The organism is Trichocoleus sp. Lan (assembly GCF_039961855.1).
Taxonomy (GTDB): domain Bacteria; phylum Cyanobacteriota; class Cyanobacteriia; order Cyanobacteriales; family FACHB-T130; genus FACHB-T130.
Genome location: NZ_JAMPKA010000004.1, coordinates 1 through 23,108, shown reverse-complemented (window position 1 = coordinate 23,108; position 23,108 = coordinate 1). Strand labels below are relative to the sequence as shown.

18 protein-coding genes are annotated in these 23,108 nt (G+C 47.6%); 8 read left to right on the top strand and 10 right to left on the bottom strand.

The features are described 5' to 3' along the window. Positions 1-75: 75 nt before the first annotated feature. Positions 76-1,479 (top strand): VWA domain-containing protein, encoded by a 1,404-nt coding sequence (locus tag NDA03_RS04555; RefSeq protein WP_348237414.1) that lies wholly within the window; start codon positions 76-78, stop codon positions 1,477-1,479. Continuing rightward, positions 1,461-2,435: a DUF6569 family protein gene (locus NDA03_RS04550; protein ID WP_190412233.1), complete on the top strand. Its 975-nt coding sequence runs from the start codon at positions 1,461-1,463 to the stop codon at positions 2,433-2,435. The genes NDA03_RS04555 and NDA03_RS04550 overlap by 19 nt, the downstream gene beginning before the upstream one ends. A 248-nt stretch (positions 2,436-2,683) precedes the next feature. On the opposite strand, the gene NDA03_RS04545 is transcribed toward NDA03_RS04550, so the two are convergent. The 3 genes from NDA03_RS04545 to NDA03_RS04535 form a co-directional block, all read right to left on the bottom strand. Beyond that, the gene (locus tag NDA03_RS04545; RefSeq protein ID WP_348237413.1) at positions 2,684-3,250 is read right to left on the bottom strand and encodes a DUF4126 domain-containing protein; all 567 of its coding nucleotides are present in this window, start codon (positions 3,248-3,250) and stop codon (positions 2,684-2,686) included. A gap of 11 nt (positions 3,251-3,261) precedes the next feature. Continuing rightward, positions 3,262-3,987, bottom strand: a complete 726-nt coding sequence (locus NDA03_RS04540) for a pentapeptide repeat-containing protein (protein ID WP_348237412.1) — start codon at positions 3,985-3,987, stop codon at positions 3,262-3,264. Between the two features lie 118 nt (positions 3,988-4,105). Continuing rightward, entirely contained in the window at positions 4,106-6,598 is a 2,493-nt protein-coding gene (locus tag NDA03_RS04535; protein ID WP_348237411.1) for a glycoside hydrolase family 15 protein, read from the bottom strand. A gap of 308 nt (positions 6,599-6,906) precedes the next feature. Here NDA03_RS04535 and NDA03_RS04530 point away from each other — a divergent pair, with 308 nt between their 5' ends. Further along, the gene (locus NDA03_RS04530; protein ID WP_190529635.1) at positions 6,907-7,689 is read left to right on the top strand and encodes an SAM-dependent chlorinase/fluorinase; all 783 of its coding nucleotides are present in this window, start codon (positions 6,907-6,909) and stop codon (positions 7,687-7,689) included. Positions 7,690-7,958: 269 nt separating this feature from the next. Here NDA03_RS04530 and glpK read toward each other — a convergent pair whose 3' ends face one another. Further along, positions 7,959-9,479, bottom strand: a complete 1,521-nt coding sequence (gene glpK / locus NDA03_RS04525; protein ID WP_348237410.1) for a glycerol kinase GlpK — start codon at positions 9,477-9,479, stop codon at positions 7,959-7,961. Continuing rightward, a complete protein-coding gene (locus tag NDA03_RS04520) occupies positions 9,406-9,642 on the bottom strand; it encodes a hypothetical protein (RefSeq protein ID WP_190536164.1) in 237 nt (78 codons plus the stop codon). Before NDA03_RS04520 ends, glpK begins: the two co-directional genes overlap by 74 nt. A 210-nt stretch (positions 9,643-9,852) precedes the next feature. Here NDA03_RS04520 and NDA03_RS04515 point away from each other — a divergent pair, with 210 nt between their 5' ends. The 3 genes from NDA03_RS04515 to NDA03_RS04505 all read left to right on the top strand — a co-directional run bounded on the left by NDA03_RS04515 (position 9,853) and on the right by NDA03_RS04505 (position 12,600). Further along, entirely contained in the window at positions 9,853-11,211 is a 1,359-nt protein-coding gene (locus NDA03_RS04515) for an erythromycin esterase family protein (protein WP_348237409.1), read from the top strand. After that, positions 11,166-11,399 carry a hypothetical protein gene (locus tag NDA03_RS04510; RefSeq protein WP_348237408.1) on the top strand — a complete coding sequence of 78 codons (234 nt, stop codon included), beginning with the start codon at positions 11,166-11,168 and terminating at the stop codon, positions 11,397-11,399. Before NDA03_RS04515 ends, NDA03_RS04510 begins: the two co-directional genes overlap by 46 nt. Before the next feature lie 325 nt (positions 11,400-11,724). Next, complete coding sequence (locus tag NDA03_RS04505) at positions 11,725-12,600, top strand: phosphatase PAP2 family protein (protein ID WP_348237407.1); 876 nt, start codon at positions 11,725-11,727, stop codon at positions 12,598-12,600. A gap of 36 nt (positions 12,601-12,636) precedes the next feature. On the opposite strand, the gene NDA03_RS04500 is transcribed toward NDA03_RS04505, so the two are convergent. Next, the gene (locus tag NDA03_RS04500; RefSeq protein WP_348237406.1) at positions 12,637-15,114 is read right to left on the bottom strand and encodes a glycoside hydrolase family 31 protein; all 2,478 of its coding nucleotides are present in this window, start codon (positions 15,112-15,114) and stop codon (positions 12,637-12,639) included. 423 nt (positions 15,115-15,537) lie between these two features. On the opposite strand from NDA03_RS04500, the gene NDA03_RS04495 reads away from it, so the two are divergent. Next, on the top strand, positions 15,538-15,750 hold the full coding sequence (locus NDA03_RS04495) for a hypothetical protein (protein ID WP_190412242.1): 213 nt from the start codon (positions 15,538-15,540) through the stop codon (positions 15,748-15,750). Between the two features lie 7 nt (positions 15,751-15,757). Here the strand turns inward: NDA03_RS04495 and NDA03_RS04490 are convergent, their stop codons facing one another. The 3 genes from NDA03_RS04490 to NDA03_RS04480 form a co-directional block, all read right to left on the bottom strand. Beyond that, a complete protein-coding gene (locus NDA03_RS04490) occupies positions 15,758-19,264 on the bottom strand; it encodes a tetratricopeptide repeat protein (RefSeq protein ID WP_348237405.1) in 3,507 nt (1,168 codons plus the stop codon). 399 nt (positions 19,265-19,663) lie between these two features. After that, positions 19,664-20,746, bottom strand: a complete 1,083-nt coding sequence (locus tag NDA03_RS04485; protein WP_348237404.1) for a glycosyltransferase family 4 protein — start codon at positions 20,744-20,746, stop codon at positions 19,664-19,666. A 470-nt stretch (positions 20,747-21,216) separates the two neighbouring features. After that, positions 21,217-21,501, bottom strand: coding sequence for a hypothetical protein (locus tag NDA03_RS04480; RefSeq protein ID WP_190667661.1), 285 nt, complete (start codon positions 21,499-21,501; stop codon positions 21,217-21,219). A 275-nt stretch (positions 21,502-21,776) separates the two neighbouring features. On the opposite strand from NDA03_RS04480, the gene NDA03_RS04475 reads away from it, so the two are divergent. Continuing rightward, positions 21,777-21,911: a hypothetical protein gene (locus NDA03_RS04475; protein ID WP_348237403.1), complete on the top strand. Its 135-nt coding sequence runs from the start codon at positions 21,777-21,779 to the stop codon at positions 21,909-21,911. On the opposite strand, the gene NDA03_RS04470 is transcribed toward NDA03_RS04475, so the two are convergent. Continuing rightward, complete coding sequence (locus NDA03_RS04470; protein ID WP_348237402.1) at positions 21,908-22,516, bottom strand: Hsp20/alpha crystallin family protein; 609 nt, start codon at positions 22,514-22,516, stop codon at positions 21,908-21,910. The two genes, NDA03_RS04475 and NDA03_RS04470, sit on opposite strands and share 4 nt — an antisense overlap. Positions 22,517-23,108 lie beyond the last annotated feature (592 nt).

Sequence of the window (23,108 nt, the reverse complement as noted above, 5' to 3'; positions counted from 1 at the left end):
TTCATCAAAGTAATCAGAGCGTTCCTAAACATCTGCGGGGATACGCTCCAGCTTTGTAATGCAAGGAGTCAAATTATGGATGCAACTCAACCAGCCATCTTGAATATTATTCTGCATCTGCGCTCTTGTAATGAGCCATTTCTCCTTCGTTATAACGGGCAACCCCCACGCTGGAGCGATGAATCTCTGCATCGGGAAGCTTACGAACAAAATCCAGAATTGTATGCGCTTTTAGCTCTCATCACTCATGTTACAACGGGGCAGCGCCTGCGGATTTTGTTTCAGTTGCTGCAACGCTCTCGCGTGGGGATGTCGAAAGAAGCACGTCAAACAAGCGATCGCGTCATTAATTTCTTGTTGGCAATTTTGCACCCCGACCAAGTTTTGACCGTCTTTTTAGCACTGCGACGGGTACGAGCTAATCACAAACATACCGCGAGGGCGATTCTCCAGTACATCCTCAATCATCCCCAATTTGAGGATATGGCTTTGCGCCGCCGTCCTGCGGTTGTGGATGCGATTGAACACGCGCTGGGGAAGAATGTGGCGAGGGGTTCTGTGAAAAAGCTGTCGGATGCAACTGTTGATAAAAGCGATTTGCGTCGCTATCTGTTGCGTTATGCCCATAATCCAGAATCGGTGAAAGCAATTCTACCTTTTCTGTATCATTCTCCTCTGGGAACAGGTTTAATGCCTGCGGAAGGCGAAGTTAAATATACTCTCGTTCATCAACAATATCGTCAATTTGAGGTACAAACAGAGCGTCCCAAGACAGTAACGGCAACCAATCGTGGTGATATTTCCGCAACCTTGGTGCATTTGTATCGGGGTGGAAAATCGCCGGAATTAATGTCAGCTTTGCAGCATTATGTCGAACAAGCTGTGGTAAACCTGCCGAAATTTTCAGGTCAAGTGGCATTGGTATTGGATGCGTCTGCTTCGACAAGAAGTTATGGCGATCGCGAATACTGTTCTCTAGCGCAGTCAATCGCCCTGAAATTGGTACTCGAAAAATGCTGCGCGAACCTCAAAGTCCATACCCTTGGGGGAGTTGGCGAATTACCCATGCCAGAAGGTTACACCGACTTAGCAGGTGCTTTACTGGACGCTTTAGAAGACTCACCCGATTTAGTCGCCATTGTCTCTGATGGGTATGAAAATATGTATCCGGGAGACTTGGAAAGAGTCGTCGCCACCTTACCGCAATTGGGTATTCATACCCCAATTATCTTCTGTCATAGCAAGTTTACGGCGCTGGATGACTTGGAATTGAGACGACCTGCGCCTAATCTCCTCCAAAGAGAATTCTGGCATCAAGACGATTTTGAAGACTTACTAAATTCGCTATTTGCGATTGCGCTACCGCGCAGCCTTCGGATCGCGGGTGCAAAGCAAACCGAAACTTCTTTGCAGGAATTCCTCCGCCAAAAACTCACATCCCAAGAAAAGGAGTTAGCCACATGGACTACCAGCCATTAGAGTTATTAATTCCCGACAAAGTCGATCTCTCTCCTTATCATTTTGGAATTCCTCAACAGTCTGGAGCCATGACTGTAGTCCCTATCTTCAGCCCAGATTGTCCGGGTCAATTTACCAGTCCCCTGTCTGGGTTGAAACTCAGTCGAGTTCATGGCTATGGAAATGTAGAACTCCATAACCCATCAACGGGTGTGGCAATCGTTCCCTTGCACATGGGTTATATCCAAGACCAAGCCCAAAATCATGCTTTGTGTCGGTCAGCATTTATTGCTGCGGGACAGAAACTCATGTTTAAAGATGCCTGCTGCGTGCAATCCGGTCAAGGCGGTTATTTGGAAGGTCGAGAACAATGGTTCTTCATTCTCCCCCTGCAATTGCGCTTTCAAGCCTTGAAACTCCGGGGTCAGGAAGACTACAGCAAACTCTGGAAAGAAATTGAGCGTCTAAATCAGCGGTTTGATTTACCTCAACGCGGTCACTTAGAGCAAATTCTCAGTAAAAAACGCACCTTTCTGACGCAATATCAAAGCCGATTTGAATTGCTTCCCCAGCAAACCGGGGCGTTGTTCTTGATTCGGAATCAGTTAGTTGGCGTGGAAATTGCTCCCACGGCGGCTTACTTCCGGGAAGTGTGGATGCCTCTGGTTTGCTTCTGCTATGGTGTGGCAGCAATGTATGCCCAAAAGCACGCAAAAGCAAGCGACAAACCCGTGCTTCCTTTTGCAGCCAGCAATCTGCAAGAACTGCGCCAGCAGTTGCACAAAAGCCGTCAGGAAAAACAGTTACAAGTCAGCAATTGGCTAAGTCAAACACCCGCTGAAAGATTTCAGCTCAAAGAAGAAGAACGCTTCTTGAGTCTGCGGCTGCATACTTGTAAAGGGAAAAACTTTGCGGGTCAGTTGGTCGAAGAGTCTGGACAACTCGTGTATGCTTCGTTGTTTGCTTTAGCAATTTAATCAAGTTAACGCTTGACAGGATAGAGAAGCACTGAGTTGTCAATTCGCTCAATTTGTACTACAATACATTACAGTTGGAACTGAGTTAGGCATTGGCGTTTACTTGATGATTCCAAGTCATGGTTAAGAAACGCTACCGCGCTAACCGCTTGTCCAACTGTTATTTTCCGCCCTATCTAAACTTTATACAGAAAATTTAACCCCCTTCCCTGTCCGGGAAGGGGGTATTATTATGTCCTTTGCACCGCTCAAGACTCTTTGGGATTGGGTAGCCTGAGATATCCTTTCCGCCAAAGCCAGATCCCAGCACTGACTACCAAGGCGACAGTCACCACAGGCAACCAAATCGCCAGGATGGATAAAATAATCGCACCACCTGCTTCCAGGGTGGAAACCACCCCATTACCGAATCCTCCGGTGAGTGCGGTTGAAGAAAAGCGAACCATACCCGTCAAGGCTTGCACGATACCCGCCGAACCTCCACCCGCAATCACGGCGATTGTCCACTGAACTAAAGGATCGTCGTGGGGAAAGATGGCAGCAGTCAAGAATGTGCCGACTGCGATCGCAGTTGGTGTAGAAACGATATCCAGCAAATTATCTATCCACGGAATGTAATAAGCGGCAATTTCAACACAAGTTGCCACCGCAAATGTCACTAACGCCGGATAAGTTCCCATCCACTCAAAATTCGGTGCCAGTGGCAGATGTCCAAACAGTGCTGCCATGCTCATCACTAGCGGCGGGACAAAGATCCGAAAACCACAAGCCGCACTCAAACCAATGCCAATTGCAATACTTAATAATGTATCCATACTACTCAAATTCAATCATTCGATAGGGTTGCTCTCGCCAAATCTGCTTCAATCACCTTGGCATTTTTCAAGTTGACCCCACTCAGGTTCGTTCCACTCAAATCTGCGCCTCTTAAGTCGGCTAATTCTAAATTTGCTCCCCTTAAATCAGCTTCACTGAGGTTCGCTTCACTCAAGAAAGCTTTACTCAAATTTGCCCCTCGTAAATCTGCCAGCCGCAGGTTAGCCTTAGTTAGATTCGTTCTTGTTAGGTTGGCTGTACTCAGATTTGCTTCGCTCAAATTCGCTTCACTCAAATCCGCCTCACTTAAGTCCGCTTTACTTAGATTAACTCCGCTTAAGTTCGCTAAATTCAGTTTTGCCCAACTCAGGTTAGCTTCGCTCAATAAGCACTCACAAAGCCAAGCACCCCTCAAGTTAGCATTGATAAAATACCTTTCTCCGGCTGCATAACGCCGCTTCAGCTCATCCGCAGCAAATTTGATTAAAATGGCACTTTTGTCTTCACAATAGCACCATTGCGCTCCGACTAATTTAGCCGCTGTGTTAACAGCTAATTCGTCTTTTTTCGGTAATACCACCCCATTACAACCATCCCATTCACCGCCGAGGATAAAAGCAATTTCTTGGGCAGCATACAAGGAGTCGAACAAGAGAACATCTTGCCTTATCCGGTCTCCAGAACTACTAATGCCGTTGCTGGAGAATGATAATAACTTTTGGATTAATTCTTTCATCCGGTGTTTTCAGCAATTTTATTCAAGGAGCATTCAAAGCGATAAAACTTTTTTATATCCTTTAAATACTTTAGCTAACACAACAGTAAGGGACATCAATCAATAGACATATTCAGCTTTAAGAAGGCGAGATAGTTTCATTCCAGTTGTTGCCCCCATTGTTATCCCAATTATTTCCATCGGTGAAAGCAAAATTTAAAGTTGTTCCCGTAGCAGGAACAGAGAGCTTTGTCTCCCAGAAGCCATCCTCTCGCTGGCTCATCAAGTTGTCAGTAACTTGCTGCCAATTATCGTATCCCCAGTGCAGTTTGACTTGTTCGGAATTTGTCAATAATCCTTTGTAATAAATCGTTAAAGCTAGCCCTTGTTTCGAGTCAGCTTCCTGATAATCTACCGTTTTGCCTTGATGCGGTTTGGATGAATTGACGACATAGCGTTGATAGACAACCTCCGGCATATCCATTACTTTATGAGTATAATTTGATGCCAGCAACGTGATGTATTCTCCCATCGACCAGGAAAGGGGAGTCATTGATTTAGTGGGACTTCCGGGAGTATAACCAGAGGGTGCATTGAGATCCCAAACTTGCTCGGAAATCATGTAAGAAGGATTGGCAAAGGCACGCATTGTTGCCAGGTAAGAGTCTGCTTTGTTACCACGTGCGATCGCAAAGTGACCGCGTTCTCCGGTAAAAATAGGCCACAAACGCCCGATTCCCGCACCTGTATAATCTGCACCCGTTGATGTTTCTCCATAACCGTCGTGATTGTAGCGAAACCAACCCTCTCCTTTGCCGGGAATTGTTTGTTTAATGGTGGAATCAATCGCTGGAAGGGAGGAGAGAATATAGGGATTATTTGCAGCTTTTACTCCATGACGCACTAATTCTAAAAAGCTACTGTCAACGATAGAACGTTCATCCCGATCGCCGCCACCGTTGCCAATGTGTAAAATGTGTCCGTCATTGGGATTTCCATTATCATCAATGCGTTCAAAATATTTGCCATTGCCAATCGAACCGCTAGTCGTAAACGTCCAGTTTTCTACCATGCCTTGCCAGTAGTCTGCTGTTGCCAAATAGCGTTTCTCGCTGGTTGTGTCACCGTTAACTTTGGCAATATCTGCGGCACAAACTAAACCCGCAATTTCCGCAGCAATGGTGCCGGGAGAATAGCCTGCGTTTTCTTCCCAACGTTCTTGCCCCGTAACTGGGCCATTTTTCACAATATAATCAGCAGCTGGCTTGATGTGTTTGATATAGGTGTCTGCATCAGTACGATCGAGTTTCCACGCCAAAATAATTGGGAAGGCAGTCTCGTCCATTTGAATGCCATTCCAGTAAGGCGTACCGTCCGCAAAGGCATTCTGAAGAAAATGTCCATCTGGTTGTTGCAAAGTGCTTAGCAACCAATCCAGGGCTTTTTTGGGGGTAGCCGTGTCGCCTGCAACAAGTAAGGCGCTGGCAAATTTATACAAGTCACGAGGCCAAATGAGGTGGTAGCCGCCTGACATTTCGATGCCGGATGGAGTGCAAATTGAGTAGTTAGAGTTCCCCCACGGATTCCCCAAACCTGCAACCATCGCACCCGATGCTTTGTCAGTCGCTGCCTTCAGTACCATTGCCGCAACATAATACTGAGTATCTGCGGTGCCGCCATAGGTATTTAAATGATTGGTGTAGCTGTTCCATTGTGTGTTGTAAGCGGACAGCATCGTAGAGAAATTATCTTTTAGGGTTCCTACGGCTTCCGATTCAGCGTTTTTGTCACTGTTGCCAAAGCCAAGTACCAGGTTAAAAGTGACCGATTTCTGGTTGGCATAAGGACTGAGATCGAACATTGCCATCTGTGCAATGTTGCCATTGGTTGCCTTCTCATAAGTCCAGTTCATCGTATTATCAACTTCACCGCCTTTGAGGTCTTGCCAGCCGTCGCTGCGTCCGACGAATCCAGAAGACATCATGCCTTTTTTAAAACCTAGAGAACTCGCCAATGCCGATGCTTGATTGCTGGTGGGATTTTCAGCAATCAGCATTTGAATATTCTTGTAAGTAGTGCTGTAACCTGTAGTGGCTTTTCCGTTATTGTCAATAGCTGGATGATACAAAGTATAAAGATTAAAATTATCCAGCGTTCCGCTGAGTGCGGTGAATGTTACCTGCTGAATTAAAGTATTGCGATTGGGGTCGGTGAAAATTGTCTTGTCGATTTGATACTTGCCGTTTTTCGCCGTATTGGTAATCTTCCAAGATAGCGATCGCGTATTATTCAAACTAACCTGGCTGATAGTATCCTGCTTTTCTTCATCAACCCAAGTTTTTGCCGAATCGCCTACTAAAAACTGCCAATCTACCGTCGCTGCTTTGTCAGCCGAAGGATAAAATATCTGGCTAATGATGCCATCGAAACCCGTGAACCACACTTTTGAAGTTGGGTTTTGGGCAGTACCGAGAAAGGTGAGGGTTGAAGGCGACCAAGTTGGACAAGTGCCGGGATGACCAAAGGCTTCATCTTGGGTCATGGCACCGAGAAATAAAACTTTACTTTCTAGGATAAAAGTTGTTAACAAAATAACGATAATGGTACTTGCAAACCAATAAATTCTTTTCAATTAATTCGCCTTTATAACTGGGTGAAGTTGACTTGATTAGTCGAATATAGCAATCTTATTTGATTGTTTGGCGAACCGCCTTAGCGAAGCCATGCGCGTTAGCGCTTTAGGCGCAGAGGGCGCAGAGAGAAGAGGTATAGAGAGAATTTAGAAGTTAAACAAATATTGATAGGAAATAAATTAAAGGGTGCGGGTTTATTCGCATCGATAGTTTCTGGCGATCGCTCGGAAATCATACCAAGGCGGTAAGCATTCAAAAATGCCCGTCGATAGGATGAAATTGCAAAGAGCAACAGCTAAGAAACTTTATGCTAGTCCACATCATCGCTGATTACGGCTTTGGCGATCTCGCCTTTGCGGAAGTAGTGCAGCGTATCAGGTTCTATCTACCAGATGCTGAGCCAATACTCACCCCCGTGCCTGCTTTTGCCACCCTGGCTGCTGGCTTCTGTATCGCCCAGTTAGGTTTGAATGAAGCCCCGGCTGGAACAATCATTTACCACAACGTTGCGCCCCGCGAAGACGATGAACAGGCGCGTGTCGGGAATGCCGGTGAACGTCTGGCTTTCGCACGCCTCCCGACGGGTGTGCGGGTGATCGGAGTCAATGCTGGCTATGCCTTCTCGTTTGTCCGCGATGTAGCGGAATTGAGCTGGGCTGCTGTTGCTGCGGAAGGTTCGCAGTTTCGTTCTCGTGACTTGTTTCCGCAAGCGGCGGCGGCGATCGCGTTGGGACAACCAGATGCGCTAGGGGATAAGATTGAGCCTTCGGATATCCCCGATGTGCCGTCGAATCGAATTGCCTATATTGACGGCTATGGCAACTTAAAAACGACGATTCAATATGATGCCAGTAATGGCAGCGATCGCGCGAATATCCGTTTGCGGATCGGTGACATCGAGCAAGAAGCGACAATGAGCGATGGCAGCTTTGCCGTTGAACCCGGACAATTAGCCTTCGCACCCGGTAGCAGCGGTTGGAAAAATGCCCAAGGCGAAGAAACACGCTGGATCGAACTGTTCTTACGCGGTGGCAATGCCTGGGAGTCCTTCAAGCGTCCGTCAGTGGGCACGCAGATAGAGATTATCTGACAATTTTTCTGGGGTTGGGCAAATAATCCCATTGAAACCTCTCCCTAGCCCCCTCCTAAAAAGAGAAGGAATCGGAATAAATGTTTTTTATTTTTACGGGCAATAGGGGAGTTGATAGCCCCTCCCCGCAAGCGGAGAGGGGTTGGGGTGGGGTTCCGGATGCTGAGGAATTATGTCTAATTCGCCGGACATAATCTTAACCAAGAAGTTCTATTCAACCTCAACCCTCAACCCTCAGCCCTCAGTCCTCAGCCCTCAGCCCTCAGTCCTCACTCCTCCGCCCAATGTTTTGCTCTTTCAACTGCTTTTTGCCACATTGTAAAATTCGCCTGTGCCTGGGTAGCTCCTGCACCGGGTTGAAAAGTTCGGTCGATTTGACGACTCGCGGTTAATGTAGTGTAATCTTGCCAAAAATGAACTGCTAAACCAGCAGCAAAAGCGGCACCTTGTGCAGAGGCATCGAGAACGGCTGGACGTTCTACTGGTATTCCTAAAACATCCGCTTGGAATTGCATTAAAAAGTCATTTTGACAAGCTCCGCCATCTACTTTTAGTAGGGAAATGTCGGTGCCGCTATCTTGGTTGATTGCTTGTACAACTTCTTTGACTTGGAAGGCGATCGCTTCTAGTACCGCCCTGACCATGTGTTCTCGCTGCACCCCGCCCGTAATGCCGAAAAATGCCCCTCTCGCACTCATATCCCAGTGCGGCGCACCCAAACCACTCAACGCCGGAACGAAGTAAACACCTCCGTTATCCGCCACCTGCTGCGCCATTCGTTCTGTATCCGTAGCCGCCGTAATGAGTTTAATACCATCCCGCAACCATTGGATGCAAGCTCCAGTGGTAAATATACTGCCTTCCATGCCATAGCCGACTTGGATTTTTCCGTCATTACCTGTCTGCGTCCAAGCGACAGTCGAAAGGAGTTGATTGCGCGATCGCTGTATTTTTTCTCCGGTATGTGTAACTAAGAAGCAGCCAGTGCCATAGGTGCATTTTAATAAGCCAGGGCGATCGCAACCATGAGCAAATAAGGAAGCTTGTTGATCGCCTAAAATCGCCGTAATGGGCACCTCACTGCCTAATAATTCCGGCTGAGTGTAGCCAAATAAGCCTAAACTTGGCTGAATTTTTGGCATCAAATGAACCGGAATTTTAAATAAATTCAGTAGCGTCTGATCCCACTCCCGCGAAGCCAGATTCATCAACATCGTGCGGCTGGCGTTACTATCATCCGTGGCGTGTACCTTACCGCCCGTGAGGTTCCAGAGAATCCAGGTATCAATCGTGCCTGCTAAAACATTCTCTAAATCGATGGGGGGATGTTCTCGTTGAATTTCCTCCAACAACCAAGCTAATTTAGTTGCAGAAAAGTAGGCATCTAATACTAACCCTGTGCGATCGTAGATATCTGCTGCATGACCTTGACTTGCAAGTTGATTGCACAGGGGTGCAGTGCGTCGGTCTTGCCAGACAATGGCATTATGCAAAGGTCGCCCCGTGGTTTTGTCCCACAACAGACAAGTTTCTCGCTGCACGCTTAACCCAATCGCAGCAATATCTTTTGCAGTGATGTCCGCCTTCTGCAATACAGTCTGCATCGCCCAACAAGTATCTTGCCAAATTTCTCTGGGGTCATGCTCTAACCAACCCGGTTGGGGATAATACTGAGTGAGTTCTTTGTAAGCAGAGCTAACAATCGTCCCTTCAGCATTAAATAAGATCGCTCGGTTGCCGGTAGTACCGAGGTCTAGGGCGAGAACGTAGGCAGGCGTCGATGCAGTCATTGCAAGCTTTATTAGTAATAAATTGAGAGTTTTTCAACGGGCGAATTAAGCCGAAGTCTCGATCGTCAACGTTGCCAAGAATGCCAAGAAAGCGATCGCTGCTACACGCATCAGACTTTGAGCGTGCAACGTCTACGTTTCTCGGCTTTTTTGTATTCCTCATAACAGACTAACTTCACTCAGAGCCTTTCCTGGGGTAGAAGTTAGCAGAAATCGTGGCAGTTAGTTTGGAGGTAGACTCTCCACGTTCTGAGACTTTGCACAAGTATAAGAGTCTGCCAAGAACCAGTTCTCATCAGCAATGCGATCGCATCAGTATTCACTCAATAGCGCTCGCTGTCCCAAGCAAATTTTTGAAAGGAGGGCTAAAGCGATGCCCGACGCGACTCAGACTAACGCGACTCAGACTAAGCTAACCGATACCGTGCGCCAAATTGCCCACCCGCTCACAGGTGCCACCTCGGACTACGACCCCTTAATGGAACTTATTGGCGATGCCCGCTTTGTCTTGCTGGGTGAGGCATCCCACGGCACCCATGAATTTTATCAAGCGCGAGCCGAAATTACCAAGCGGCTGATTCAAGAAAAAGGCTTTACAGCGATCGCTGTCGAAGCCGATTGGCCCGATGCTTACCGCGTCAACCGCTACGTCACTGGTATCAGCGACGATACCACCAGTAACGAAGCACTCTCTGGCTTTGGACGCTTCCCCGCTTGGATGTGGCGCAACGCGGATGTGATCAACTTCATTGATTGGCTGCGCCAGTACAATAGCGCCCTCCCTGAAAATGCGACGAAGACTGGCTTCTACGGTCTTGACCTCTACAGCCTACACCAGTCAATCGCCGCCGTTCTCGACTACCTTGACAAAATTGACCCAGAGGCGGCAGAACAGGCGCGTCACCGCTACTCGTGCTTTGAAGACTTTGGTGAAGACGCTCAATCCTACGGGTATGTCGCCAACTTCGATGATGAGGAATCCTGTGAGAGCCAAGTTGTCAACCAACTTCTAGAATTGCAACATCGTGCTAGCGAGTACGCCCATCGGGATGGTCGCGTAACAGAGGACGAATTTTTCTATGCCGAACAGAACGCACGACTGGTCAAGAACGCCGAGGAATACTACCGCTCAATGTTTCGTGGTCGGGTATCGTCGTGGAATTTGCGCGATCGCCACATGGCAGAAACGCTGCAACACCTCGTCGCTCATTTGGACAAACAAAGCGATCGCACCAAGGTCGTCCTTTGGGCACACAACTCCCATCTTGGTGACGCCCGCGCAACCGACATGAGCGCACACGGCGAACTGAATGTCGGTCAACTGGTGCGCGAACAGTACGGTCGCGACGCGGTACTCGTCGGCTTCAGCACCTACACGGGAACCGTCACCGCCGCCTCAAATTGGGACGCACCCGCCGAACGCAAACGCATCCGTCCGGCACTCCCAGACAGTTATGAAGGGCTGTTTCACGATACGGGTTTGCCGCGCTTCCTGCTCGCCTTACGCGACAGTGGCTCATCAATCAAAGGATTGCGGGAGCCTCGATTAGAACGGGCGATCGGTGTCATCTATCGACCCCAGACCGAGCGGAGCAGCCATTACTTCCACGCACGGCTAGCCGACCAATTTGACGCCATCATCCACTTCGACGAAACCCAAGCAGTGCAGCCACTAGAGCGTGCCGGATGGGAGACAGACGAAGTGCCAGAGACTTTTCCCTCTGGTTTTTAACTCGCCTCGCAGGAAGTCCCGTCCTCTACCGGATCGAGGGGGAGCGGGATGAAACCCCGCGGGATGAAACCCCGCCTGTTGACGATACTCCTATGACCCATGCCGTTCGTGTAGCGTCTCGGAGAGAAGGCGAGGAAAGAGGAGATGGAGGAAACAGCCAGTTATTAGACCCCACCGTAGATTTATGAATCGGCTTTTTCCCAGCGAACAGGGACGGCTTCTCCCTAACGGGACTTAGACAAAAACTGATAAAAAAATGGCTTCAAACTTAGACAGAGAAAAATTTTCAGCTCAAAAGAGCATAAATCCAGTATTCACAAGGGTTTCAGGCATTTTTTGATTATCGACCTTTTTTTCTTGCTCAGAGAGGTTTTCAGCCCCTAAAGGGGCTAGAAAATGCCTAAGTCCCACTAAGACTTTGGTACCGCATTCTAAGCGTGGAATTCTCCTCCAGCACGGCGACTTAGCTAAAACGTAATATATTTAGTTAGGTTTTTTGGAAAAAATTGCGGCATGGGGATTGAGGTACTGTGGAGTGCTGAGTCGATTATTGGGGTTCAGCGCTTTTTTGGGGCTAGCTGGAGTTGGTTCTTTAAGACCCTTACCATACTAGGGACAGTTCCGGCGATCGCCGTGGTCTTTGCTGTGGTGTTGTGGATCTGGGGGCGAGAGCTTGCCTACGGCTTGCTGGGTATTATCCTCTGGGCAACCTTTACAAACGTCCTAATTTGGACACTTTTCCCTGTGCCGCGTCCGCACGACCCGCAGATCGAGATCCGGGAAAAACAAACAGTACCGTCCTTTCCCAGCGGACACACCGTTACTGCAACTACCCTGTGGGGAACGTTGGCTGCGTTCGATCGTATCCCGATCGTGGTTGCGGTGGGTATTGTTGCGGGGGTGATGCTGAGTCGCCTATATCTCGGCGTACACTATCCGGTAGACTTACTCGGTGGTGTGTCGATCGGGCTGATCCTGGTGCTGACTTATCAGCGTTTGTGGTTCGTGCTTTTGCACTGGTTCTCCGGACGCCCCTTTCGATTTTTCTTAATCCTCGGTCTTTCCGCACCCGTTGCAGTGTTTCCTTTCACCGGCTTTTTGCCCCAAGCTTGGGAAATTTTTGGTGCTGCACTGGGTATGGGAATTGGAATGCCCCTGGAATATTGGTACGTTCATTACTCTCCAGATATACTTCCCCTCCAAAAGCAAATGTTGAAGCTGGCGGTCGGTTTGGGAGGACTTGCCTTGCTCGTACTGGTGCCTCGCCTCATCGGCATTTACGGGGTGGCGCTTGAGGTGGTGACGTTTGCGATCGCGGCGTTGTGGATCGTGTTCTTGGCACCGGCATTGTTTGTACGCATGAAACTATCATCGACAGGACTGACGTAGCCATTCTGCAATCAAGCTGAAAACAGGCAATTGGGATTAAAAAAACGCTCCTTTCAAACGAATTTGCTGGAAGCGATGGATGCTACCGCCTCCCGCTGCGCTAACGCATTGCAAACGATTCCCCTGACAAGTCACTTCTGCCCCATCTAGCCAAGCTTGCTGCACTTCCATCCCGTGAAGTTGCACTTGGACACTGGCGTAAGGGAAAGCATAATCCCCGTGTTGTTCTTCCCAGGTCAGTTCTAAACCGTTCTCGTCCCGCACCATCCGGAACCGATCGAGCCGCGATTCTCCATATCCATCTCCGGCGTCGCTGTAAAGATGAGCTTCGCCGGTTCCTTGCACGGGTGGATAGAGGTGGAGAATCAGTTGCCCCTCTTCCTCCATTGGGAGAATACTCCCCGCCCTCACCAGCACCGGAATCTGCTCTAGCGGTGCATCCAGATTCACCAGCTGCGAACCTTCCAGTACGGCATCATCCCAGAAACGATACCAACGACCCTTGGGTAACAGGACTTCACGCGATCGCGCTTTATCCTCGACAATCGGACAAATCAGCAGTGCATCGCCCAACAAGAAAGCATCCTCTACATCCCAAAGTGCAGATTCATCGCTGTCAGCCCAGAAAAGCGGACGAACTGGAGAATAACCCTTCTGGCTTGCTTCCCAAGCCAATGTATAGAAGTAGGGCAGCAGTCGGTAGCGTAATTGCAAGAATTGCCGAATAATACTCAGGTAAGGTTCGCCATACGTCCAGGGCGTGCGGTGTTCAACGTTATTAGAAGAGTGGGTGCGGCAAAAAGTCAGAAAACTTGCCATCTGGAACCAGCGCAGGTAAAGTTCAGCACTCGGATTTCCCTGAAAACCGCCGATATCCGGGCCGCTATAAGGAACTCCCGATAGTCCTAACCCCACAACCGTCGCCACCGTCTGCCGCAACGCCGCCCAAGTACACTCAATATCACCCGTCCAAGTCCAAGCATAGCGCTGGAGTCCCGCCCAACCCGAACGCGAAACAATGAACGGGCGTTGATGGGGTCTATGTTCCCGCAGACTTTCGTATCCCGCCTCCGCTTGCAGCAACCCGTAGATGTTATGCGCCTCGCGGTGGTCGCCACCTCTCCCTTCCAAGAAATGCCGTGTCGGTTTGGGAAGAGAGCGATCGCCCCAAAGAATAAAAGCAGCCGGTTCGTTCATGTCGTGCCAAAATCCCGCCACGCCGACATCTAGCAAGTATGCATACTGCCGACTCCACCACTTGCGTACCGTTGGATTTGTGTAATCGGGGAAAACTGACCAACCGGGCCAAACTGGGGCAACAACAAGCTTACCGTTGGGGTGTTTGCAAAACGCATCGAGAATCTGACCCTCTAAGAACAAGTTGCTCTGGCGGCTGTACTTAATTCCAGGGTTGAGAATGGCGATAAACTGTACCCCTAGCTCAGCCAGTTCTTGCGTAAAACTTCCTAAGTTGGGAAAGCGTTCTGGGTCAATCGTGAAGGCTCGGTATCCCACCTGACAGTCAATATCTAGGTGAATTGCACTCAGCGGCAAATTATGAGCCTGAAATGTCTTGGCTTCTTTTCGGACTGCTTCTTCGGTACCATATCCCCACTTCGACTGATGATATCCCAAAGCCCAGCGGGGAGGCAGGGGAGAACGTCCCGTCAGCTCCGTGTAACGCTCTAGTAGTTCCGCAGGGGAGCCGGAAGTAAAGTAGTAACGCAGCGATCCTCCGTCGAAGTCGGCTGTGGCGACATCCGCAAACGTAAAATTGGCATTAAAAGAATTTTCATAGAAAACCAAGTAACTGCCAGCGGAGTGAAGACCCCAATAAACTGGAATGCAGATATACATCGGATCTGAACCGGGGGCATACATCCCAGCAGCGTCATAGTTCCACATCCGATAGGTTTTCGGTTGCTCGGTAACTTGTCCTTTCTTTGTCACCTCCCTCGCTGCACGCAGGTTGAGGGAAGAAGCGCGTTCTCCCAAGCCATAAATGCGTTCTTCTTCTCGCAGTTGGGCTTTGTGAATCCATCCCCCATCTTTTCGCTGCGGCGGGAGTTCTTCCCGAATGGTTTGTCCAGAAGCGTCGCAGAATTTCAGGCTGCCATCGATTCCGACGATAACGGTGAGATTGTGGCTCGAAACCGTCCAACCCTCCGCCGTTTCTTCCAACGTCGTCTCGACTTCCGACCAATCCTGACGAGCGATCGCATACGGAATCGGCGGTATCCCCGGCTTCCAATCCACTCGGACTAAATCGTCAGTCAGAAAACAAATTTCTAACTCTGCTTGCTCGAAGTAAAAATTAGCACCTCGATTGCTTGGCTCGCCCCGCAGTAATTTTCCGGGGTTGTCAAAAGCCTCATCGGCTGGCGGATTGAGAAACTCTTGTTCAATGCGATCGCGTTGGCGAGAATAGACCCATGCCTGCGGCATATAACTCACATAGAGCAGCGATCCTAGAACAAAACGTATCTTTAGCGATATTTCTTTGAAGAGACTCATCGTATTTATGCCAGAACAGAGCTAATCTTTTTAACCGATTTAACAAATCTTTTAATCGAGCAACTCTTCAAGAGAAAAGCAAATTTATCTTAGTAAGCTCATCAATCCTAAGTATGATCTCTTGAATTAAAATCTCAATATGCTAAAAAATATTCTGGTAATTAAAAAGACACGGGTGACAAATTCTGGCAGAGCCGGGTTGAAAGCCGTTGAAAGCGAGTTTCGTCTAGATAGCCAGTATAAACAAGGGTTGTCGCGTCTCCATCTATACTTTTTGAGTATAAATAGACAGAAATGAATAAACAGAAACTAATCAGAAATGTTGGTTTTTTTAGCCAAATTTAAGCCCCAAGATAGGGTATTTCTCTAAACCGACGAGTCTAAGCTGAAAGAGATAAATTCATTTAAATTGAGGAAAAAATTATGCCAGGTGGTCATGCCAGTCATAAAAGCACTTCACCAAAACCCAACACGAATGCGAATGGTCGGATTGATACTGCTGCCGACCTCTCAGTAGAGCCAGCCGATCTTCTGGATGAAGGTGTTGATGCGAGAAGAGCCGAAGAAGAAAGTCCGGAGAATGCCGCCGCGACTCAACGACCGAATCAAGGCGGATCGGGGCAAGAACAGCAGTAATCGGCATTTATAGACCATTGCCAATTAAGATGAAGGGTGCCCAATAATAAGGGTGGCTAAGGCGATCGCTAACATTACCGGGTATATCGCGAATCCGTTCGACGACAAAAATGCCCCGTTCTTGACCCAAAGCTGTATAGTCGCCGGTAATCAAGGCGATTTGTGCTTGGCGGAGGGATTCAGCTTTTGGGGTATTGCCATTTTCTAGGGCGGTATAGAAAGCATTCATCAGTGCTTGGGTACCGCCATCATCGACCGTCCACAAAGACGCGATCGCCGCCCTCGCACCCGCCTTTTGCATCAGGTACCCAAAGCCTAAAATCTCTTTCCCATCACCTAATTGACCGCCGACTCCGGTTTCACAGGCAGAAAGGACGACGAGATCGGTGTTTTTCAAAGGCCAAGTTTCGACATCGCGGAAATTTGCGCGATCGCCATTGCCAAATAAAATAAACGAATCTTCTGGTTTCCCCGTGACAAAGGCGGCATGAGTCGCGAAGTGGAGGATAGAATAATCGCTGATCCGGGCTAATATTTCCTTTTCGCTAAAGTCCCGGTTGAGTAAACCTGTCGTGTTAGGAAGCATCGCCGCCAAGTTTTCGACTTCCTTCCCTGCAAAGCGCAATCCTCCAAAGTTGAAGTTGCGATCGCCGACTTGAAAGCTGTAATTTCCCTGACTGAACGCACCCGCTAAAATCTTAGGCGCTTGGGGTTTCTTGTCCCACTCGATCAAACTCAAGGCAGTGATATTATTGACGCGGTACTTCTGCACCAACCACTGATTGCCGTCATACAAAGCCGCCAGGGGAATGTAACGCAGTTGCCCGTCTGGGGCATAGATAATCGTCTGGGCGTTCGCTTCTTTAAGGGCAGCTTCTATCGGTTGAATGAGCCAATTGTAGAGTTTTTGGGCAGGTTCTTTCGCATTCGCGTTCGGATTTTTCAAAGCTGAGCGAAAATCGACAATGGTGCGGTTGAGTTCTTCTCTTTTGACGGGGACAGTTTGATGAATCGGAGGCGCGTAGGGGGTAATGAGTACCAGTTCCAGGCGGTCTTCGAGAATCAGCGGATAGAGAAGAACGGCATCTTGTGCCAGTTTCTTGAGATTGTCCTGTAAACCTACAAGCATTTGTGGGCTGAGGTTTTCGCCGCCTGTAGTTTGGTTCAGTTGCCCGACAAGGGCGACAATTTGGGGAGAAACGATGAAATCGAGAAATTTTCGAGTTGTTGCCCGCTGAGCGGTTTCAATCTGCCGTCGGCGCTGTTCCTGCTGTGGAGTGCGATCGCTTGCGGGAATCTTCTGGAGTTTCTGTAGTTCTTTACCAATTTGGACAACGGAAGCGAGTTCAGTATTGTACTCGCCCAAAAGTCGCTCTTCTAAGGGTAAATATTCCACCCCCGGTTTTGTATTTTCGTTCCCTTGTACGGTGCGGAGGTAATCGTCGAGTTCTTGAACTTTGAGCAAGTCGAGGACTCGTTGCGCTTCGAGTACCCTGTTTTCTTTGAGCAAAAGGTCAGCGAGACGACGATAGGTGGCTGCAACGGTTTCGGTGTAAGACTGCTGTTGCTCTTTTGGCAGGCTTCTTAAATCTTTGCGAATGGCTTCCGTGACATTGACGGATTGTTTCAAGAAAGCGATCGCCAATTCTGGCTGCTTTTTCTCTAAAAGCCAACCAATATTATTGAGGGTTACACCTTCCCCAGGCTTATCGCCAACTTCTTTGCGAATGGCTAAAGCTTGTTGATAAAACTCCAACGCTTTTGGGTACTGTTTCTGGTCGTAGTAAACTGCCCCAATATTATTAAGGGTTACACCTTCCCCCGCCTTATCGCCAATTTCTTTACGAATGGCTAAAGCTTGTTGATAAAACTCTAATGCTTTCTCGTACTGTCCCCGGTTGTAGTAAATTGCTCCCATGTTATCAAGGGTTGTCCCTTCGCCCGCCTTGTCGCCAATTTTTGTGCGAATGGCTAAAGCTTGTTGATAGAACTCCAACGCTTTCGGGTACTGATTTAACTTGCGGTGAACTATCCCGATGTTGCTGAGAGTGTTCGCTTCCTCCGCCTTGTCGCCAATTTCTTTGCCAATCGCTAAAGCTTGTTGATAAAACTCCAACGCTTTCGGGTACTGTCCTAGATTGGCGTAAACTAACCCAATATTGTTGAAAGTCACCCCTTGCCCTGCCTTGTCGCCAATTTCTTTGCCAATCGCTAAAGCTTGTTGATAAAACTCCAAGGCTTTTGGGTACTGTCCTAGATTGGAGTAAACTAACCCAATATTGTTGAGAGTCGCCCCTACCCCCGCCTTATAGCCAACTCCCTTGCGAATGGCTAAAGCTTGTTGATAGAACTCCAAAGCTTTTGAATACTGCCCCAAATTGGCGTAAACTACCCCCATGCTGTTGAGGGTGTCTCCTTGCCCCACCTTGTCACCAATTTGAGTGAAAATGGCTAAAGCTTGTTGATGGAACTCCAAGGCTTTCGGGTACTGCCCCAGATCGCCGTAAACTCCTCCAATATTGCTAAGAGTCACCCCTTCCCCCGCCTTATCACCAATTTCTTTACGAATGGCTAAAGCTTGTTGATAAAACTCCAAAGCTTTCGGGTACTGCCCCAGGTTGTTGTAAGCTAACCCAATGTTGTTGAGGGTATTTCCTTGCCACGCCTTAGCACCAAGTTTACTGAAAATGGCGAAAGCTTGTTGATGGAAGTCTAAGGCTTTCGGGTACTCTCCAAGACTGTTGTAAACTGTCCCTATGTTGCTGAGAGTTGCCCCTTCCCCCGCTTTGTTTCTAACTTCTCTGGCAATGACTAAAGCTTGTTGATAAAACTCTAAGGCTTTCGGGTACTGTCCCGACTCGTTGTAAACTGACCCCATGTTGCCGAGGGTTGTCCCTTCCCCTGTCTTGTCGCCAATTTCTCTGCGAATGGCTAAGGCTTCTTTGAAGAACTCTAAGGCTTTTGGGTACTCCCCAAGGCTAGTGTAAACTGCTCCAATGTTGTTGAGGGCTGTCCCTATCCCTACCTTGTCACCAATTTCTTTGCGAATAGCTAAGGCTTGCTGATAGAACTCCAGGGCTTTGGGGTATTGACTTAGTTTGCGGTAAACTAACCCGATGTTATTGCGAGTGTTACCTTCCTCCGCCTTGTCCCGACTTTCCATAAAAATCGCTAAAGCTTGTTGATAAAACTCTAAAGCTTTGGGATATCGATCCAAGTTATTGTAAGCTAGCCCAATGTTGTTGAGGCTGACTCCCTCGCCTTTGCGATCGCCAATTTCTCGATCGATCGCTAAAGCCTGCTGGAATTTCTCTAAGCCTTCTCGAAATTGCCCCCGGTCTAATTGCTGAAGTCCCTCTTCGTTCAGCCGCTTCGCCTTAGCATTTCTATCTTGGGTCGTTTGCGCCTGAACTACCAACGGCTCAAAGTTTGAGGTAAGCGGTAAAAGGGGGAATGTTACCGAAAGTAGTAGAGTCGCAGTAGTAAAGCTGAGGTATCTAAGACGGTAGTGCATTGGGAAGTCCTCTTGCCGATTGGTAGATGGCTTGCTCCCTTATCTATATCTTTATCTGAGCCACAGTTATGTAAAAATTTGCTCAATTATCAAGCATTCCGGTTAGTGGCAAAGCTCATAGCTTGCACCATTGCTAAGTCGAAGGGCACTGACAAAAGAGCCTTGAGATAAATCTCAGGCTTTGTAGAGACGCGAAATTGCATACAACTTAATTTAGCGAAATGATTTTTAAGTCGGCTCACCTAATAGCAACCAGGCGAAATTATACTAAATTTTAGGGCAATTAAAATTCTTAAACTGCGATTTGCTCTTAACTGAACTGAATTGAGGAATTAAAACTTACAGTTTGGATGGCACAAGCTTCCTCCCCCCTGTAAGATTCCTCAAAACGATTAACGATTAATGGGTGCTACGCAATCTAGATTGACTGCGGACGTGACCATTTTGCGAAAAGCGCTCTGCCAAGATTTGTTGATAAACTGCTTCGTAACCGTCCGTCATCCGTTGTGCGCTGAAGTGGCTTAGCACGTGTTCTCGACAAGCGTAGCGGTTCAATTGAGCAGCTTGATCAATTGCAGCGATCGCTTCTTCAACGTTGTCGGTCAAAAAGCCTGTCTTCCCGTGAGCAATCACTTCTGGCGTAGAACCCATCTTCATTGCAATCACTGGTGTTCCCGATGCCATCGATTCAATCATGACTAACCCAAACGGTTCGCGCCAGGTAATTGGGAATAAAGTTGCAACAGCCCCTCCCATCAATGCATTCTTTTGAACATGGTTTGCTTCACCTAAATATTCAATCTGCTTACCATCAATGTGAGGCTTGATTTCCTGCTCAAAATATTCCGCATCAACGACATCCACTTTCCCTGCCATTTTTAAGTGCCAGCCAGAACGTTTAGCAATTTCTATTGCCAAATGCGGGCCTTTTTCCGGTGAGATTTGACCTAGAAAAGCCAAGTAAGGGGGGTTATCCGGCTGGGGGTAAAACTCATAAATCGTTGGATTGATGCCGTTATAAACTGTAGCGACGCAGTTCAGATTTAGTCTGGGTTCCCGCTGGTCATTGGAGATACTAATGAAAGGTTGACGACGGGCGTGCATAAACAGCTTTTCATTGTCTGGGGTAAAAATGCCATGCAGGGTGTGAACAGTAGGCGTTTTTACCAGATTCGCATAAGGCAAGGCAGCGCAGCCCATGTGAGAGTGAATGATATCAAACTTATCTGCTTGCTCGTAGACTCGACTCAATTGCAGCATTTCGTAAATGCTATATTCCTTCACTGAGGAGTCTAAACGGAGTGCTTGTGGATGAACAGATTCTAATTTAGCGAGACTGATGGAATCACCAGATGCAAACAAAGTGACCTCATGACCGCGCCGGACTAATTCATCGCAAAGTAACCCGACAACCAATTCAATGCCGCCATACGCTGGAGGTGGAACACGCTCCCATAAAGGAGCCACTTGTGCAATTCTCATCACTAACCTCCTAATTGTAGTAAAGTCTAATTTAGATTAGAAGAGGCTCTGTTCTATAGATCTTTTATTCCTTGTGAAGGATTTTATAAACAGAGGAAATTACTTCACAAAACTTTAATAAAGATTATTTAGTTTTGTAAATGCTACTTTAGGCGGAAATTTGGAATTAAGAAGGTAGAGATGTCCGAACCTAAAAAATATAAAATTTGAGATATTATTTTGAGAATTAAAATACTTGTATTATGAGAATTTTGCGCGTAATAATCTCTTTTTATCTGGCGCTATAACAACCCTATTGGAATTGTGAATCAGCAGAACAGATGACCGACTTCTTTAAGGAAGTCGGTCATCTCGCTCTCACGCATCATTTAGGACTGCTATACCTTTCCGGGAGCAATCGGGCAAAACATAACTAACATGTGAGGTGCGTTCCATTTACCTCCCACTCAGCTCAGTATTGAAGTAACCGATTAGCTTCCCACAACAGGTTTCGTTGAGGCAGCACAATAACTATCACTCACGACTGTAGAGGTAGAAGACATCTTTACAACTTGTCTGCCAGATTCTCCGGACTGCAACTGTTTCTCCGGATGCATCACAATCTTCTTACAAACAACTTGATGGCTGCCTACATCTGCAAAGCTCCAGATGTAATTTTCAAAGTCACTGCTAGTCGCGTTAGCTGGAGATAGCGCTAACGCAGACAATAACACTATCTCCAAAGTTAATAGAGCTACGATCGCAATTCTCAGCATAGTATTTCTACCGAACTAAAAATTTTCCTCATCTGTATTTCTCTAATTATTCCCTGAATTTTCGTCTTCGTAAAGAACCAGGCTTAACCTGGATTCCAGGGAGATGCAACCGTACCACGCTTCAATCTCCAGCTGCAACACTACTGGAGATTGAAGGCTGCTGTGGGTGTGTATTTTAAAATCTCAGTTCAAGCCACTGATGCGGCGATTGAAGCAGCGCTCAACAGACAAATTGGAATAATCCTTTAACTTGTGGGAATGCACAAAGCTGTTATGTGAACAAATTAACCGCGATCGCACTTGCAGTGATTGCGATCGCGGTTAGTTGTCGTTTCAGCAACAGACAGAAGGAATTCCTTCTGTTGCCATGTCTCTCAGGAGGAATGGAGGATGGGAAGCGCATTAATTAGGAAGCGATCGCTGATTCAGCTTGAGCCTGGTCATTATGACCGTTACCTTGTTCGCTATTCGCTTCTACCGTCGTGGAAGCATTTGTGGAAGCATTTGCCCCAGCGATTTCCTTTGGCATCGCTATAGCGCTATCGCGCATGGCTACGCTAACGCTGCCCACGCCTTGGCTTTCACCCAAGTTGAGTCTGACAACTCGGCGTTGCGCTTCTTCCACCTTAGGTAAAGTCAGCGTTAAGACGCCATTCTGGAAGTCAGCTTGTACCCGCTCGTTTTGGATATGAACCGGCAAAGGAATCATCCGTTGGAATTTACCGTAACGAAACTCCGAGCGGAAATATCCTTTCTCTTCAACCTTGTTTTTAGAGCGGTGTTCCCCCGAAATTGAAACTGCATCACGAGTCACTTGGACATCGAGATCCTTAGCTTCTAATCCGGGAAGTTGTGCCCTGAGAATGAGGTTGTCATCCATATCTTGAAGTTCAACCAAAGGCGTCCAAGTCATCTCAGACTCGCGGTTGCCTCTTGCAAGTTCCTCAAACAGTTCGTCAAATTGACGGCGTAAGGTTTCTATTTCGCGGAATGGTTGCCAACGTATTAGTGCCATACGTTCAGTTACCTCCGTTATAGACTTAACTCACTCAACGTTATCGTTTGATAGGCTCGCGCACAGCTTCTTTGATTGCGATTACTTAATATGGAGAAGCTGTTTTACCTGAGGCAAGAAAATAGTCTTTTTCAGTAAATGGGTACACTGCTAATTACTTTGAGAAAGCAGCTTTCAGTCACAAGACTTATTTACTTGCCTTAATCTAATATTGTTCTATCCAAAAAGTTTTGTCATTAGGGAAAACCCTACTTAGTAAGTAATGCTTTCAGCCCCTATCGTAGGGGCGCACAACCGCGAACCTTTCCTGCTCGTGTACGGCAATAACGAATGCGTAAGGTGGTCAACACCGTCCCGCTCGATTTCTCTAACTTTATACAATAGCGACAGCGTGAAGGACTCAAACCAGGAATCCTTCCCTCAGATGTTTATGATTTATCTTCCAGTTTCACTACTTCTATTTATCCTGTTCCTGCTGCTATAGCAATCCCAAGTCAGTTGTGAGAACCTAGAGAAGATTCCAACAGGTTGAGATAATGGCTCTATGTTAGCTGATCTGAACGACTTTATTGGCTCTAACCCGGATGCGCGT